The sequence below is a fragment of the Muriicola sp. SD30 genome, from assembly GCF_041205185.1.
Lineage (GTDB): Bacteria > Bacteroidota > Bacteroidia > Flavobacteriales > Flavobacteriaceae > Muriicola.
On record NZ_JBGEWB010000003.1, the window covers coordinates 234,223 to 251,700 of the forward strand.

At 43.9% G+C, this 17,478-nt stretch carries 14 protein-coding genes; 13 read left to right on the top strand and 1 reads right to left on the bottom strand.

The features are described from left to right. Positions 1 to 35 precede the first annotated feature (35 nt). The 12 genes from AB8P51_RS10010 (at position 36) to AB8P51_RS10065 (ending at position 16,010) form a co-directional block, all read left to right on the top strand. Positions 36 to 851 (top strand): TrmH family RNA methyltransferase, encoded by an 816-nt coding sequence (locus AB8P51_RS10010; RefSeq protein ID WP_369748691.1) that lies wholly within the window; start codon positions 36 to 38, stop codon positions 849 to 851. Positions 852 to 866: 15 nt separating this feature from the next. Further along, positions 867 to 2,099: a M48 family metallopeptidase gene (locus AB8P51_RS10015; RefSeq protein WP_369748692.1), complete on the top strand. Its 1,233-nt coding sequence runs from the start codon at positions 867 to 869 to the stop codon at positions 2,097 to 2,099. Positions 2,100 to 2,140: 41 nt separating this feature from the next. After that, on the top strand, positions 2,141 to 4,348 hold the full coding sequence (locus tag AB8P51_RS10020; protein ID WP_369748693.1) for a bifunctional (p)ppGpp synthetase/guanosine-3',5'-bis(diphosphate) 3'-pyrophosphohydrolase: 2,208 nt from the start codon (positions 2,141 to 2,143) through the stop codon (positions 4,346 to 4,348). Positions 4,349 to 4,436: 88 nt separating this feature from the next. Further along, a complete protein-coding gene (locus AB8P51_RS10025) occupies positions 4,437 to 4,889 on the top strand; it encodes a Fur family transcriptional regulator (protein ID WP_369748694.1) in 453 nt (150 codons plus the stop codon). A gap of 14 nt (positions 4,890 to 4,903) precedes the next feature. After that, a complete protein-coding gene (locus AB8P51_RS10030; RefSeq protein ID WP_369748695.1) occupies positions 4,904 to 6,190 on the top strand; it encodes an adenylosuccinate synthase in 1,287 nt (428 codons plus the stop codon). 85 nt (positions 6,191 to 6,275) lie between these two features. After that, positions 6,276 to 8,252 (top strand): OstA-like protein, encoded by a 1,977-nt coding sequence (locus tag AB8P51_RS10035; protein ID WP_369748696.1) that lies wholly within the window; start codon positions 6,276 to 6,278, stop codon positions 8,250 to 8,252. Positions 8,253 to 8,259: 7 nt separating this feature from the next. Continuing rightward, positions 8,260 to 9,441 carry an aspartate aminotransferase family protein gene (locus AB8P51_RS10040; protein WP_369748697.1) on the top strand — a complete coding sequence of 394 codons (1,182 nt, stop codon included), beginning with the start codon at positions 8,260 to 8,262 and terminating at the stop codon, positions 9,439 to 9,441. Positions 9,442 to 9,538: 97 nt separating this feature from the next. Next, complete coding sequence (locus AB8P51_RS10045) at positions 9,539 to 10,939, top strand: hypothetical protein (RefSeq protein WP_369748698.1); 1,401 nt, start codon at positions 9,539 to 9,541, stop codon at positions 10,937 to 10,939. Between the two features lie 27 nt (positions 10,940 to 10,966). Beyond that, entirely contained in the window at positions 10,967 to 11,884 is a 918-nt protein-coding gene (locus AB8P51_RS10050; RefSeq protein ID WP_369748699.1) for a DUF368 domain-containing protein, read from the top strand. Positions 11,885 to 11,895: 11 nt separating this feature from the next. Next, positions 11,896 to 12,912 carry a DUF368 domain-containing protein gene (locus AB8P51_RS10055; protein ID WP_369748700.1) on the top strand — a complete coding sequence of 339 codons (1,017 nt, stop codon included), beginning with the start codon at positions 11,896 to 11,898 and terminating at the stop codon, positions 12,910 to 12,912. Further along, positions 12,887 to 13,639 carry a shikimate dehydrogenase gene (locus AB8P51_RS10060; RefSeq protein ID WP_369748701.1) on the top strand — a complete coding sequence of 251 codons (753 nt, stop codon included), beginning with the start codon at positions 12,887 to 12,889 and terminating at the stop codon, positions 13,637 to 13,639. The genes AB8P51_RS10055 and AB8P51_RS10060 overlap by 26 nt, the downstream gene beginning before the upstream one ends. 136 nt (positions 13,640 to 13,775) lie before the next feature. Then, positions 13,776 to 16,010, top strand: coding sequence for a DUF349 domain-containing protein (locus tag AB8P51_RS10065; protein ID WP_369748702.1), 2,235 nt, complete (start codon positions 13,776 to 13,778; stop codon positions 16,008 to 16,010). 83 nt (positions 16,011 to 16,093) lie between these two features. Here the strand turns inward: AB8P51_RS10065 and AB8P51_RS10070 are convergent, their stop codons facing one another. After that, entirely contained in the window at positions 16,094 to 16,312 is a 219-nt protein-coding gene (locus AB8P51_RS10070) for a hypothetical protein (RefSeq protein WP_369748703.1), read from the bottom strand. Positions 16,313 to 16,628: 316 nt separating this feature from the next. Between AB8P51_RS10070 and AB8P51_RS10075 the strand changes: the two genes are divergently transcribed. Beyond that, a complete protein-coding gene (locus tag AB8P51_RS10075) occupies positions 16,629 to 17,402 on the top strand; it encodes a sulfite exporter TauE/SafE family protein (RefSeq protein WP_369748704.1) in 774 nt (257 codons plus the stop codon). The last annotated feature ends 76 nt before the right edge of the window (positions 17,403 to 17,478 follow it).

Below are 17,478 nucleotides of genomic sequence, written 5' to 3' on the forward strand. Positions count from 1 at the left end.
CCACAATGTTTACAGATTGCCCTATTTTTGTCTTTATGCAGAGCGTTAAACAGATTACAAGTCTCCAGAATTCACTTGTCAGGAAGATCATTAATCTCAAAGAAAAGAAAAAAGGCCGGAAGACCAGCGGATTGTTCGTGGTGGAGGGCCAGCGGGAATTAGAAATGGCCCTGAAAGGAGGATACCGCATAAAGACGGTTTTGATTAATCCCGAATTAATTTCTGCAGAACAAGCCTTTGAATTAATGAAAAGTGCAAACCCCCAACCTGAGTTCATCACCCTCTCTAAAGAAGTATACCAAAGGCTGGCTTACAGGGAGAAAACAGAAGGCATTCTCGCTGTTGCCGAGGTAAAATCGCATGATCTTGAAAATCTGTCATTAGCTGAACATCCCTTGATCCTTGTCGCTGAGGCACCTGAAAAACCGGGGAATCTCGGAGCCTTATTGCGTACGGCAGATGCAGCAAATCTCGATGCCGTCCTTATCGCAAATCCGAAAAGTGACCTTTATAATCCCAATACGATCAGGTCGAGTGTAGGATGCATTTTTACGGTTCCCATTGCCGTTGGCAGTAGTGAAGAAATCATTGCCTTTTTAAAAGCAAAACGTATCCGAATCTATTCGGCGACTCTTACCAATGCAGTGCCGTATACCCGTGCAGATTATACCGGTGGATGTGCAATTGCAGTAGGAACTGAGGCCACCGGACTGACAGAAACCTGGGTTGATAATGCCGATGCGCGGGTGGTGATCCCTATGGAAGGACAGATCGATTCTATGAATGTATCGGTCTCTGCCGCAATTCTTATCTTTGAAGCCAAAAGACAACGTCTCGAGCAATTAAGCTAATCCTTTCTTTTCCTTATGAGCAGTACTACCCTATTTTATCTGATCCTTGCTATTCTTATTCTTGAGTTTCTTATCGAAACGGTGTTGGATTACCTTAATGCAAAGAGCTTTTCAAAGCCTGTACCTCCCGAACTGGAAGATGTTTATGACGCAGAGGAATACACCAGGTCTCAAGCCTATAAGAAAACGAATTACAATTTTGGTTTACTCACATCGAGCTTTTCCCTTCTCGTAATTCTGTGTTTCCTGACTTTTGGCGGTTTCCAATGGTTAGATCAGGTTGTGAGGGGAATAACCGATCACCCTATTGGCATGGCCCTGCTTTTCTTTGGATTTATTATGCTGGGAAGCGACTTGCTGATGACTCCCTTCTCTTATTACAAAACCTTTGTAATTGAAGAGAAATTCGGTTTTAATAAAACGACAAAAAAACTCTTCTTTCTCGATAAGGTCAAAGGATGGATGATGTTGGCTATTCTGGGAGGGGGGATCCTCTCTGTTGTCATCTGGTTCTTCCAATGGGCAGGTTCAGATTTCTGGCTTTATGCCTGGGGGCTCATCGCGGTGTTCACTGTATTTATGAACCTGTTTTACAGCAGACTCATTGTACCCTTGTTTAATAAGCAAACTCCACTGGAAGAAGGCAGCCTCAAAGAAAAGATCCAGGCCTATGCACAAAAAGTGGGCTTCGAGTTGAAAAACATTTTCGTCATAGATGGTTCAAAGCGATCAACCAAGGCCAATGCCTACTTTTCCGGATTTGGCAAGGAGAAAAGGGTTACTCTATACGATACACTTATCAATGACCTGGAAGAAGAAGAGATTGTGGCCGTCCTGGCTCACGAAGTAGGGCATTACAAACGTCGTCATATTATTGCCAACTTAACAGTATCCTTATTGCTTACTGGATTTACCCTTTTTCTGTTGTCCCTATTTATCAATAATCCGGAAGTGTCAAAAGCCATTGGGGTGGAAACACCCAGTTTTCACGCTGCCCTGATCGGCTTCGGTCTGCTGTATAGCCCGGTTTCGCAATTGACAGGACTTGCCATGAATTATATGTCCAGACAATTCGAATACCAGGCAGACCATTTTGCCAAAGAAACCCTTGCGGCACAACCTCTTATCGATTCGCTGAAGAAATTATCCCGCAACAACCTCAGCAACCTAACACCCCACCCCGCCTATGTGTTCATGCATTACTCCCACCCTCCACTCGTTGCCCGGGTACGCAGGCTTGGGGCATGATTTTTGTTGCTAACTAGAAAAGATTGTGGTAATTTTAAAGTATGAGGAGTGATACTGTAATCGACAAGGAAAATCGCGAAATCGCCAGGCAATACAAAGAATTGCTACGCATTAGCTATCAGACGCTTAGCCCTCAGGATAAAAAACTGATCCGTTCTGCATTTGATGTGGCAGTAGATGCCCATAAAAACCAACGCAGAAAATCAGGGGAGGCCTATGTATTCCATCCTATTGCCGTAGCTAAAATTGTGGCTTCGGAAATTGGTCTGGACGCGGTTTCTATTGCCTCAGCCCTGCTTCATGATGTGGTGGAAGATACCGAATACACCCTGGATGATATAGAACGACTTTTCGGGGAAACGGTAGCCCGTATCGTAGATGGCCTTACCAAAATTGCGCATTTAAAGAAAGACACTAATATTTCCCAGCAGGCCGAAAACTTTCGGAAGATGCTCCTTACCCTCCACGATGATGTCAGGGTAATTATCATCAAAATCGCAGACCGGTACCACAATATGCTTACCATGGATGCCATGCCTGAAGACAAGCAGGTAAAACTGGCATCGGAAACCCTTTATATCTATGCCCCGCTGGCGCACAGGATAGGGCTGTACAACATCAAGACCGAACTGGAAGACCTCAGTCTGAAATATACAGAACCCGAGGTATATCACGACATACAGAGTAAGATCGAGGAGACCAAAGAAGAGCAATTGAAATATATTGAAGACTTTTCTGCAGTTATACGCGACTCTCTCGACAAGGAAAAACTCAAATACACTATTAAGGGCAGGATGAAATCCATCTTCTCTATACGAAAGAAGATGAATGCCCAGAATGTCTCTTATGATGAAATCTATGACAAATTCGCCATCAGAATCATCTATAAGTCGGATAAAAAGAACGAAAAATTCCTTGCCTGGAAAATTTATTCCATTGTTACTGACCACTTTACGCCCAATCCAATTCGATTACGCGATTGGATTTCCTCTCCTAAGTCGACCGGATACGAAGCCCTGCATATAACGGTTATGGGGCCTCAAGGGAAATGGGTAGAGGTGCAGATCCGCAGTGAACGGATGCATGAAATTGCCGAAAAGGGATATGCTGCACATTTTAAATACAAACACGGGGAACAGAAGGAGCAGGGAATTGAAGAATGGCTGAACCGCTTACAGGAGGCACTGGAAAGTTCTAATGGGAATGCAGTGGACTTTGTAGAGGAATTCAAACTCAATTTATATTCCAAGGAGATTTTTGTGTTTACCCCCAAAGGTGAGTTGATCTCGCTTCCCAAAGGAGCTACACCAATCGACTTTGCCTTTAATATCCATACAGAGGTGGGGATGCGTACCAGGGGAGCCAGGGTGAACGGGAAACTGGTACCCCTCAGCACAGCATTAAAGAGCGGAGACCAGCTCGAGATCATCACTTCAGACAGTGCTAAACCCAATCAAAACTGGCTGGAATATGCTACAACAGCGCGGGCACGTTCTAAAATCAGAGCTTCCCTCAGGGATGAGAAGAAGGCGGTTGCTGAAGAAGGAAAAGAAATACTGAGGAGAAAACTGAAATCCCAGAAAGTCACCCTCAATGAAGATTCCGTCAATAAAATGGTCGTCTATTTTAAACTAAAGACCAGTCTTGATCTGTTTTACAGGGTAGGCATAGGTTCGATAGACAACCAGATGATCAAGGATTTTGCTTCGTCCTATAACAACGCATTTATCAGTTTCTTTAAAAACAGGATGCGGAAAAAACCGGTTCCTGAGGATATTGACAAGGATGAGATTACTTCCAAATACGACATGCTGGTCTTTGGAAAAGAGGAGGAAAAGCTGGAATACAAATTGTCTCAGTGTTGCAATCCTATCCCCGGGGACGATGTATTTGGATTTATCAGCGTAAACGACGGGATAAAGGTGCACAAGAAAAACTGTCCCAATGCAATCTCATTGCAGTCGAATTACGCCTATCGGATCATTAGTGCCAAATGGATCGATTCCACTCAGGAGGAATTTACGGCGGAAATCAAACTTACCGGATTGGACAATCTGGGACTTATAAATGATATTACAGAGATTATTTCAGATAACATGCATGTAAACATGCGGAATCTGAATTTTGATACCGATGGAGGAACCTTCTCCGGAAGGATTACCGTTGTGGTAAAAAACAAGGCAATTCTGAAAAAATTGATCGACAACCTGAAACAAGTAAAGGGCATCGACAAGGTGACGAGAACATAATTGACTTTAGCGCTAATTCACTCGCGTTGAGGCTGTAGTTTTTACATTTTTAGCTGTACATTTGCAGGGTATTGCAGGAGAAGCAGGCATGAAGGGAAATAAAGATCAGGAAATTGTAAAGAACGTATTCACGGCCTTTCTGGAGGACAACGGCCACAGAAAGACCCCTGAGCGCTATGCTATATTGCAGGAAATTTACGATACCGACAACCATTTTGATATTGAATCCCTCTATATCAAAATGAAAAACAAAAATTACAGGGTGAGTCGGGCTACCCTTTACAATACCATTGAGCTTTTACTCGAGTGCAAATTGGTGCGCAAGCATCAGTTTGGAAAGAATCAGGCTCAGTATGAAAAATCTTATTTTGACCGGCAGCACGATCATGTGATCCTGACCGATACGGGCGAAGTAGTTGAGTTTTGTGATCCGCGAATCCAGTCGATCAAACAAACAATAGAAGAAGTTTTCGATATAAAGATTAACAATCATTCGCTTTATTTTTACGGTACCAGAAACCAACACGAAGAAGCAAACTAACAATACACAATTACATGGCGGTAGATTTACTACTAGGTCTCCAGTGGGGAGACGAAGGAAAAGGAAAGATTGTTGACGTACTTACCAAGAATTACGATATCATAGCCCGATTTCAGGGAGGGCCCAATGCAGGGCATACGCTCGAATTTGACGGTTTAAAACACGTTTTACATACCATCCCATCAGGAATTTTCCATGAGGAGGCTACCAATGTGGTAGGGAACGGGGTGGTCATTGATCCGGTTATTTTCAGAAAGGAACTGGCCAATCTAGAGAAGTTTGAACTCGACATAAAGACCCGCCTTCTGATATCCCGTAAGGCCCACCTTATTTTGCCAACACACAGGCTGCTAGACGCTGCTTCGGAAGCTTCCAAAGGGAAGGCAAAAATAGGTTCTACCCTCAAGGGAATAGGGCCTACCTATATGGATAAGACAGGAAGAAATGGCCTGAGGGTTGGAGATCTGGAACTCAATAACTGGAAAGAGAAATATCGCCAGCTGGCTGATAAGCACGAAGCGATGATCCATTTCTACGATGTGGATATTCAGTATAATCTGACGGAATTGGAAGCAGACTTCTTTTCGGCTGTGGAAGCCCTGAAGAAACTCACTTTTATTGATAGTGAAGAATATTTATTCCAGGCACAGAGAGAAGGGAAATCTATCCTGGCTGAAGGGGCTCAGGGTTCTCTCCTCGATATCGATTTTGGAACGTATCCCTACGTAACTTCCTCTAATACAACAGCTGCCGGCGCCTGCACCGGACTGGGAGTTGCTCCCAATAAGATCAACAAGGTATATGGAATTTTTAAGGCCTATACCACCCGAGTGGGAAGTGGCCCGTTTCCAACAGAACTCTTTGATGAAGTTGGTGAGACCATGGGAAAAGTTGGAAATGAATTCGGAGCTACTACCGGAAGACCGAGACGGTGTGGGTGGCTCGATTTGGTAGCATTGAAATACGCAGTACAGATCAATGGAGTTACACATCTGATGATGATGAAATCAGATGTACTCAGCGGTTTTGATACTATAAAAGTTTGTACAGCCTATCATTACAAGGGGGAAAAGATCACACACCTGCCTTATAATATAGAGGCAAATAATGTAACTCCGATCTATACAGAATTAAAAGGTTGGGAACAGGATCTCACAAAAATGAATTCCGAAGAGCAGCTACCTCAGAATTTGATGACCTATATCGAATATCTGGAAGAGGCCCTTGAAGTACCTATTCAGATCGTTTCTGTAGGCCCCGACCGTACTCAAACCATCCACAGGGAGTTGGCGGTTTCTTAGGTTTCTTTAATAACTAAGTATTAAAACTGTACTAAAGAAAATCCTTCTGCATCAAAAAATCCTATTTTTGATCAAATCAAAGTCTTTGAAAGGCATAATTTTCATACTTCTATTTACTCTTTTTAGTCAGGGTTTAATTGCCCAGGAAGAGAAAACCCAGCCCAGGCAGATTAATATTGTCTACGGGGCAAATTTTACAAAAGACGAAGCAAAATATCCAGGGGCTTCCATCTTTAGTAAGGACGACCGCCAGGTACAGTTTGAACATCAGGGCGCTGATCTTTGGTGCGATATTGCCATATTCTACCAAAAAGAGAATAAGCTTAAAGCCATAGGGAATATCAGGCTTGAACAGGGCGATTCTATTCAGATGACCAGTGGAAAGATCGATTATGATGGAAATATCAAATTGGCCAAGGCCTGGGAGAAAGTGGTTTTGAAAAACAGCGATATGACCCTGCGGACGGACACGCTTTATTTTGACAGGGAAAATCAGGAGTCTTATTACAATAATTCAGGAACCATCGTAGATTCTGCCAACACGCTTACGAGTAAGATCGGCAGGTATTATATGGAACCAAAAAAATACCAGTTCCTTCAAAGTGTAAAGATTAAAAATCCGGAGTATACCGTAGAATCGAGTCAGCTCGATTATTATACAACCTCAAAAAATGCCTATATGTACGGCCCCTCAACGATTACGGGGGAAACCTATACCCTTTATTGTGAAAGGGGTTTTTACGATACCAAGGTGGAAACGGGATATGGGATCAAAAACACAAAAATCAACTACAATAATCGAATCATAGAGGGGGACAGTGTTTACTTTAACAAGGCGCGGGAATTTGCCTCAGCCACTAATAATATTAAAGTCACCGATACTATAAACAATGGGGTAATACGGGCTCATTATGCCGAAGTCTACAAGGCCAAAGACTCGGTATTTGCCACCAAAAGGGCTGTTTCTATAAGTCTTGTAGAACAGGATTCCCTTTATATTCATGGAGATACCCTGATGGTAACCGGAAAACCGGATGATCGGATACTCAGGGCATTCAGAAATACAAAATTCTACAAGACCGACCTGAGCGGGAAATGTGATTCACTGCATTTCGAGCAAAAAACCGGCATCACTCAGCTTATCCGTAAACCCATCCTCTGGAATCTGGAAAATCAGATGACGGGAGACAGCATTCATCTGATTTCAGACATGGAAACTGAAAAATTAGACTCCCTGAAGGTGCTTAACAATGCCTTTGTGATCTCGCAGGATACCATTGGAAAAGAAGGTTTTAATCAGGCTAAGGGCAAGAATCTCTTTGGGAAATTCATCGAAAATGAACTGAAGATCGCCGACCTGATCAAAAATACAGAGGTGATTTACTATATGTATAATGACGATCAGGAACTCATCGGGATTAACAAGACCATCTGCAGTTCAATCAGGCTCACTTTTGAAAACAGTGATATTGAGGATATTACTTTTTTTACTAATCCGGATGGGGATATTTTCCCTGAAGAGGAACTGCCGGAGAACAGCAGAAAGCTTAAAGGGTTTATCTGGAGGGGGGATGAGCGAATACGGAGCAAAGAAGAGATCTTTGATGAGGACGACAACAATATCACCCTTGTAAAAATAAGGGGATTGGATAACCCAATAGATACGGACATGGATCCGGCAATGCTGGAAGTTGAAGAAAAAGCCCGTGATTTTATCAATTCCTCCAATACAAAAGCAGTTCCGGAACCATCGCAGAAACAAGCAGAGGTAACGACTAGTTCGGGGAAGCGGTTTGAGGAAGTAAAAGGAGAAGCGGATCTGAAGCCGGGTTACTACCTTATCGCCAACGTCTTTGAAAAGGAAGAGAATTATTCCCATTTTGCGAGAATCCTTTCAGACAGGGGAATTCAGCCCAGGTCTTTCGTACGAAAAAAGAATCAGTACACCTATGTCTACCTCGATCGCTACGATACAAAGGAGGAAGCAGAACGGTCACGGGATTCTCAATACGACGGGAAATACACCGATGACATCTGGATCTTCAGGGTGATCGGGAAATAGAAGAAAGATGAAGAAAGACTTCTTTTTGTATCAGGCACAAACTACGCCACACCCCCTGGCCTTGGAAGTGTCCCGGGCCGAGGGAAGTTATATTTACGATTCAGAGGGAAAGGCGCATCTCGACTTTGTAGCAGGTGTTTCTGCCTGCAGCCTGGGTCATTGTCACCCCGCGATTGTCTCAGCCGTTGAGCAACAATCCAGAACCTATATGCACGTAATGGTCTACGGAGAATACGTGCAGCAACCGGCGGTAGAATACGCTAAGACACTTGCGGAATTATTACCAGCTTCACTGGAAACCACCTATCTGGTCAATTCAGGGACAGAAGCTATAGAAGGGGCATTAAAACTGGCACGAAGGTATACTGGCAGGTCTCAGATTATTGCAGCGAAGAATGCCTATCACGGCAATACCATGGGCAGTCTGAGCCTGATGAATTTTGAAGAAAGGAAGGCTCCTTTCAGACCCTTGCTGCCTGATATCCGGTTTATTGAATTTAATCGGAAGGAAGACCTGCAAAAAATCACAGAAGATACGGCCGCTATTGTCCTGGAGACCATTCAGGGGGGTGCAGGATTCATCCAGCCAATAGATGATTACCTCAAAGCTGTACGAAAACGTTGTGACGAAACAGGCACAATTCTGATCCTGGATGAGATACAACCAGGATTTGGAAGAACGGGAAAACTCTTTGCCTTTGAACATTATGGGATTGTACCGGATATCCTTGTGATGGGAAAGGGAATGGCCGGTGGACTACCAGTGGGGGCATTTACGGCTTCAAGAGAAATGATGACTACCCTGATGGAAAATCCCATGCTGGGACACATCACCACCTTTGGGGGAAACCCTGTTATAGCTGCCGCAGCCCTGGCAACACTCAAAGTACTTACCGGAACAAGTTTAATTTCCCAAACAATTGCTAAGGAAGCGCTGTTCAGGGAGCGTCTCAGCCACCCGCTGATAAAGGAAATAAGAGGGAAAGGATTAATGCTATGTTTAATTTTAAAAAGCAGTGAAATCGCAAATGATTTAGTAGTTTTGTGCGCCCAAAAAAGGCTGGTCCTTTTTTGGTTGTTGTTTGAAAAAAATGCTGTCAGAATTACTCCTCCGCTTACCGTTTCCAATGAGGAAATTGAGAAGGGATGTGCAATCATCCTGGAGGTACTTGATGGCCTTAAACAATAGTTTGTTAACTATTTTGTTAATAATATAGCACCCAGTCGGAGATAAAAGTGGTTTTAAAAACTATTTTTAAGTCCATAGAATAACCAAGTAAGTTCCTATGGCGTTAGATCCTAACGAGAAACCAAATCAGCCCATTACTAAATTCGAATCCATGCTCAAGACAGATGATGTCTACTTCTTCGATGCCGAAGATTTTGAAGACATCATTCACCACTACCTGAACAATGGTAAGATCTCTTTGGCCAAAAAGGCCATTAAGATAGGTTTGCAGCAACATCCCGAATCCATGGAGCTCAAGTTGCTCAACGTAGAGGTACTGGTCTTCGAAAACAATCTGGAGTTAGCCGAGAAAATCCTTGACAAACTTCAGTTGTACGATAGCACAAATGAGGAGATCTATATTCAGCGGGCCAATATTTATTCCAAAAAAGACAATCATGAAGCAGCTGTAGCCCTGCTTCAGAAAGCCCTGGAAATATCAGAGGAAAGTTTTGATATTTATGCGCTGCTGGGGATGGAATACCTGTTTATGGATGATTTTGAAAAAGCAAAGATCCACTTTATGAAGTGTGTCTCGTTTGACGATCAGGACTATTCTGCCTTGTACAACGTTATTTATTGCTTCGAATTTCTGGAAGATTACGAAGGGGCCATAGGGTACCTAAATAATTATCTGGAACGCAATCCATACTGCCAGGTAGCCTGGCACCAGTTGGGAAAACAATACTTTACCCTGAAGATGTTTGAAGAAGCCCTGGCCGCTTTTGATTTTGCCATTATTGCAGACGACACCTTTATCGGGGCCTATTTTGAAAAGGGAAAAGTGCTTGAGAAACTGGGGAAATACAATGAAGCCATTGAAAACTACGAGACGACAATTACCATTGACGATCCCACCTCTCATGCCTATCTGAGAATTGGCAAGTGTCATGAAAAACTTCACAATGACGATCTGGCAAAATTCTATTTTTACCAAACGGTACACGAAGATCCCCTTCTAGACAAGGGGTGGCTGGCAATTACTCAATTTTATTTTAAAAAAGACAATTTCGAACGGGCCCTTTACTACATCAACAAAGCCATCAATATCGATGGAGAAAATGCTAAATACTGGAAAAAATGTGCCCGTATTCACGCAGCTCTGGAAAATTATGACGAAGCTGATTTCGCTTTTAAACAAGCAGTTGACCTGGGGAATTACGAACTGGATACCTGGTTAAACTGGGCAGAGGTCGTCACCCAGAACGAAGAAGTGGAAGCAGCCATCCAGATCCTTTTGCAGGGACTCGAATTTTATCCTGAGGAGGCGGTGATCCTATACAAAATGGCCGGCCTCTATCTTATGGCGAATGATCCGGTAAAGGCGCAGTATAGATTCAGAAGGGCATTAAAAAAAGATTTTGAACAACTCGAGATTTTTAAAGAAGAGTTTCCTTCCTTTTTCGATTCTGTATGGGCGCGAAACATAATCGCCAGTGTACAGAACGCTTCGGACTAAAAGCACTATTTTTGCTTTTTCAAAATCATGGCTGACCGCAACTTCTTTCAATACCTAATCGTTACACTCAAGGGAATGGCTATGGGCGCAGCCGATGTTGTACCCGGAGTTTCCGGAGGTACAATCGCTTTTATTTCAGGAATTTACGAGGAATTGATCACCTCTATCAACCAAATCGGGCCTGCGGTGTTTAAAACCTTGCCCAAAAAAGGTTTTATCGCCATGTGGCAGGAAGCGAACGGAAAATTTCTGTTAGCGATATTCCTGGGGATCGCTATAAGCGTGATCACTCTCGCCAGGATGATCAGCTGGCTGTTGATCAACGAACCGGTACTTTTATGGTCCTTTTTCTTTGGCCTGGTGGTGGCCAGTGTCATCTTTGTGGCCCGGGCCATTACAAAATGGCGTCTGGCTGTGCTGCTCATGCTGGTTGCCGGAGCGGCTACGGCTTATTACATCACCCAGCTACCCCCGGTGGAAAACACTGCAAGTCTCCCCTACTTATTTCTTTCAGGGGCCCTGGCGATCTGTGCCATGATCCTTCCAGGTATCTCCGGAGCATTTATCCTGGTATTGCTGGGTTCGTATAAAACCATCCTCGATGCCGTCCATGAACGCAACCTGCTTATCCTCGCTACCGTTTTTACAGGGGCTATTTTCGGGTTGCTGTCTTTTGCCCGCTTGTTGAAATGGATGTTTCAGCATTACAAAAATATGACGCTGGCCCTGCTCACGGGTTTTATCATTGGATCTCTCAGCAAAATATGGCCCTGGAAAATAGTAATTGAAACCAGGGAATTTGACGGAAAAAGCATCCCCGTATTGGAAGAAAACGTTTCTCCCCTCTCCTATCCCGAAGATCCTCAACTTCTCTGGGCGATTCTTCTGGCTGTAGCCGGTTTTTCGCTTATTTTTATGCTTGAAAAGCTTGCTGCTAAAAAATAAAGCAAACTATCATGCATCAACCCAGATCTTTTATAGATAAAGTATTCCTTGTTATCAAGGGTCTGGCCATGGGTACGGCCAACAAGGTCCCTGGGGTATCCGGGGGAATTGTAGCTTTTGTTGCAGGGTTTTATGAAGAATTTATTTACTCACTACAAAAAATCAACCTCAAAGCCTTTAAGCTCCTATTTAATGGCAGGTTTAAGAGTTTTTACCGCTATGTAAACGGACAGTTCCTCACCCTGCTCATCTTTGGGATGCTGGTGAGTTATTTCAGTGTTTCAAAACTGCTTGATTACTTTCTGGAACACAATGAACTCTATGTCTGGGCCACCTTTTTTGGGATGATCATAGGATCGATCTACTTTATTTCAAAAGACTTCGAACATTGGAACCGGAAAACCATCATGGCGGGTATCATAGGCCTGGTGGTAGGTATATCCATCAGTTTTTTGAGTCCGGCCAGGGAAAATGACAACCTGCTTTTTATATTTCTCTGTGGAATTATCAGTGTCTCAGGGATGACCTTACCCGGTTTATCCGGCTCATTTATCCTGATCCTGCTGGGGAATTATGTTTTGCTTCTCGTTGACTCGGTAAATGCACTCTATGACACTATGGCCGAAGTGATTCAAGGAGATTTTGGCTTTACTTCCAACCAGGAACGACTCGATACCCTGAAAATCCTGGCGGTATTTACCCTGGGTTCGGCCACAGGTCTGGTTACCCTTTCACATCTGTTGGGCTATGTTTTAAAGCATTTCCGGCATACGACCACCGCAGTGATTATAGGCTTTATCACGGGAAGCCTGGGCGTGGTATGGCCCTGGAAAAGAACTATCTTTGTTGAAGATATCCTGGGTACTGTTCTCAGGGACAGTAATGGGGATCCCATTATCAGGAATTACGAGCGTTACCTGCCTGATTTAAGTAATGCAGACACCTGGTGGGCTGTAGTTTTCGTCATTCTGGGTATATTGATTCTCATCGGATTAGAGTGGTATGGAAAAAACAGAAAAAAAACATAGGTACGGGCTATTAGGAAGGGATATTTCCTATTCCTTTTCCAAAGGCTATTTCACTGAGTTTTTCAAAAAAGAGGGGCTACAGCATTGTTCGTATGAGAATTTCGACCTGCGGGACATAACAGACCTGGAAACGCTCCTGAAGGAGGAAGAAAACCTTCGCGGCCTAAATGTCACCATTCCCTATAAGCAAGATATTTTACCCTATTTACATCGGATAGACCCTGAGGCAAAAGCCATCGGGGCCGTTAATACGATCAAATTTACCAAAACCGAACTAGAAGGTTATAATACAGATGCTTACGGCTTTCAGGAATCCGTAAAACCTTTGCTGGAGCGCGCTAATCATACACATGCGCTGATTCTGGGCACGGGGGGAGCATCCCTGGCGATCGCCTATAGTCTGGAGAAAATGGGGATAGCATTCGTAAAAGTGTCGAGGAATCCCAAGGAGGGACAGTGGTCTTATGATCAACTCAACAATGAAGACATAAATAAACACACTCTTATCGTCAATTGTACTCCCCTGGGAACTTTTCCAAGGGTAGAAGATAAACCGCTTATTCCTTATACGTACTTAGGTTCGGGGCATGTCTTGTTCGACCTGGTCTACAATCCTGAAAAAACGGCATTTTTAAAGGCTGGAGAGGGACAGGGCGCGACGATTTGTAATGGTTCGTCCATGCTTAAGTTCCAGGCTGATAAGTCGTGGGAGATCTGGCAGAAATAGTATCTCTGAGGTTTTAAAATTAAAACACCCCTCTTTTACACTTCTAAAAAGATGAAGGATTACCTTTGATGTCTGTGGGGTTGTTAGTATCTTACAAAGGGATTATATCCCGCTAGAGCAATAAATCCAAAGAATCATGTTGGAAGAGAAAGAAGAGAAACTGCAGGTTGATGCAGGGGGAAAAGAGACATCGGAGACTATTGAGGAAGAAAAGACCTCAGAGAAAACTTCCGGGAAGACAGTAGAGGATAAACCCGTGAAAAAGGCTAAATCCAAGAGCGTCACCACCAAGGCGAAAAAGGCCGTCGCCAAAGCAGAGCCCGAGGAAAGTAAAGCTCCAGAAAATAAGGAGGAAAAACCTGTGGCCAAAGAGGAAGCTGAGGAAAGTAAAACTCCAGAAAAAAAGGAGGAAAAGCCTGTTGCCAAAGAGGAGGCTGAGGAAACCAAAACTCCGCCAAAAAAGGAGGCCACCAAGGAGGAGAAGGCCACGAAAAATGGGGAAGAAGAAGAGGCTATCGACGAGATAGACGAAACCAATGCCGAAGATGCCGAGGATGAGGAAAATCACCGCAGGCATCATATTCCCATGCAGGATTACCACTCCATGACCATGGAGAACCTCGTAGGTGAACTTCAGCGCCTGATCCGAACCGAAAAGGTACAGGCCATAAAAAACCATGTGGATGCCATCAAATCGGAATTCGACCTGAAATTCCAGGAATTCCTGGAAGAGAAAAAGGAAGAATTCACAAGCAATGGGGGGAATGAAGTAGATTTCAGGTATAATTCTGTAGCTAAAAGGCAGTTTAACGAAGTCTACTCAGACTATCGTGAAAAAAGAAACGCCTACTACCGCAACCTGGAACAAAATTTAAAAACGAACCTGGAAAAACGACTTCACATTATTGAAGAACTCAAGGCCCTGGTAAACGTTGAAGAAGATATCAATACCACTTATAAAAATTTCAAAGATCTGCAGGAACAATGGCGGCATGCAGGTGCTGTTCCCCGTAGCCACTACAATGACGTTTGGCGTACCTACCATCACCATGTGGAGATCTTTTACGACTTCCTGCATTTAAACCGGGAATTAAGGGATCTCGACTTTAAGTACAATCTGGAGGAGAAGGAAAAACTGGTACAACGTGCAGAAGCACTGGCCCAGGAACCCGATCTGAACAAGGCATTCAGGGATTTACAGACCCTGCACAAGATCTGGAAAGAAGATATTGGCCCGGTCGACAAAGAACACCGGGAGGCCATATGGGAGCGTTTCAGCAATGCAACCAAAGCAATGCACCAGCGCAGGCAGGAGCATTTTAAGGAACTGGAAAAGAGTTTTGAAGGTAATCTGGTAAAGAAGAATGAAATTATCGAGGCCATCACTGTCCTTGGAGAAAGTGTTGCCAATGACCACAAAGGCCTGCAAAAACAGATCAGGGAACTGGAAGCCCTGCGTTCTGCCTTCTTTGCTGCCGGCAAGGTTCCTCAGAAGGTCAACGAAGACACCTGGAATCGTTTTAAGGAGGCTGTAAGGGCATTTAACCGCAAGAAGAATGTCTTTTATAAAAACCTGAAAAAAGATCAGCAGATTAACCTTGAAAAGAAAAGAGAGCTGGTTAAAATGGCGGTTTCCCTCAAGGATTCCGAGGAATGGGATACCGTTACCCCTCAGATGAAGAAGATCCAGCAGGAATGGAAACAGATCGGGCATGTGCCCAGAAAGTATTCAGACAAGCTTTGGAAAGAATTTAAGTCGGCCTGCAACCATTATTTTGACAAGATGCACGCCAGTAAGAACAAGGCCAGCGGACAGGAAACCGAGAACCTGGAGAAGAAAAAGGCCTGCCTCGATAAATTACAGGCCTTTAGCCCGGGAAAATCCAGGGAGGATGACCTGGCCACCATTAAAGCATTGATAGGAGAATGGAGGGCTATTGGCAGAGTTCCGTTTAACAAGAAAAGCATTAACGGCAAATTCAATAAGATCGTTGACGGGGTCCTTAAAAAACTGGGGGTAACCCAGCAGGAAGCTGAGCTGTTGAAGTACGGAAATAAATTAAAGCAGTTAGCCTCTACAGAAGACGATTACGCCCTGCGGAAAGAAAGGAGCTTTATCAAAAGGAAGATAGACGAAGGCAAGAGTGAGATCAATCAACTGGAGAACAACCTACAGTTCTTTTCCAATGCCTCAGAAGACAATCCTCTGGTAAAGGAAGTAGTGGATAAGATCAACCGGCAGAAAGAGTCTTTAAAAACCTGGAAGGCCAAGCTTAAAAAGATCAATATTCTTCAACATACACTTTTGAAAGAGGAAGAGGAAGCAGCGTCGGAAGCAGAAGAAGCAGAAGAAAAACAGGAAGAATCATAGTATAAGTATTTAAAGTTCATTTTCAGTTAGAGCGCCTGTCATCCGTAGGCAAGTATACCTGCCGAAGGAATGAGAGTCGAGACCTAAGCCAGTTTAGAAGCACTCTTCTTAGTTTTAAAAGACAACTCCTTTTTGATACGGCTATTTTTAAAACGGTACAGACGAGCTACCTTATTCTCTTCAGCAGTTTCAGTAACGATCTCTTTCGCAGCAGTTTCTACCTTTACCTCAGCGGTGTTTTCCTGAGCCTGGGCAGCGAATCCGATAAAGAGAACAAAGATTAAAGTTACGATAGCTTTCATGTTGTGCGGTTTATATAATAAAAACGCTATGAAAGGGGGTCCTGCCCCTTCCCGTTCGCTGAAAAACCCTTATTTTTCGGTATCTGGCAAGAACTTGGTTTAAGTGCAAAAAATCATCGGTAAACGTCACAAACCCTTAAAACCACTTACCGAAAAAAGAGGTAGATTATCGGAGTATTGATCCATTTTTACTTGTTAAACTTGCGATAAGGCAATGATTATGGGCAAGTTTGCCTAAAAGGGGTCAATAAAGAAAAAGGCTATCAGATTAACTGCTTTTTTATATACATCTGAATTCAGTTATTTTTACCGCCCTATGGAATACATTGTCATTGCCTTAGTGGCCTTTTTCGTTGCCATCCTGACCTTCTTCTCAGGTTTTGGGCTGGGGACTATCCTCACCCCGGTCTTTATGATTTTCTTCCCTGTGGAACTGGCTATTGCCCTTACCGGTGTTGTACACTTCTTTAACAACATTTACAAACTATTCCTTGTAGGCCGGAATGCCGACAAACAAGTGTTGATCAAATTTGGAATCCCGGCCGTAGTGGCGGCCATCTTTGGATCCTGGTTATTGCTCAACATCAGTGACGTACAACCCTTGTTCGCCTACGATGCCTTCGGGAAGCATTTTGAAGTATATCCGGTTAAATTCCTGATCTCTATCCTGCTAATCATCTTTGCCAGTATGGACCTCCTGCCCTGGTTTAACAAATTGCAGTTCGGCAAGGACAAACTTCCCCTGGGGGGAGCTCTGAGTGGCTTCTTTGGCGGACTATCAGGGAACCAGGGTGCGCTGAGAAGTGCCTTCCTGATCAAAGCCGGACTAACCAAGGAGGTTTTTATAGGAACAGCCGTTGTGGTCTCTACCTTGGTCGATTTTACCCGCCTGAGTGTATACGCCACCCGTTTTGCCACAGCCGGACTTGGAGATTACGTCCCCCTGGTCCTCTGTGCCACCCTTGCCGGAATAGCCGGCTCCTTTGTTGGGAACAGACTGCTTAAGAAGGTAACCCTGCGTTTCCTGCAGGTCACCGTAGCCATTATGCTCATCCTGATCTCTCTTGCCCTGGGGGCAGGACTTATTTAAGCGGACTTACTTCAGAAGAATTTCAGAGGTTTTGTGCATCCCTGCTGAAAAACAATTCGGCCCTTTAGAATCGCTG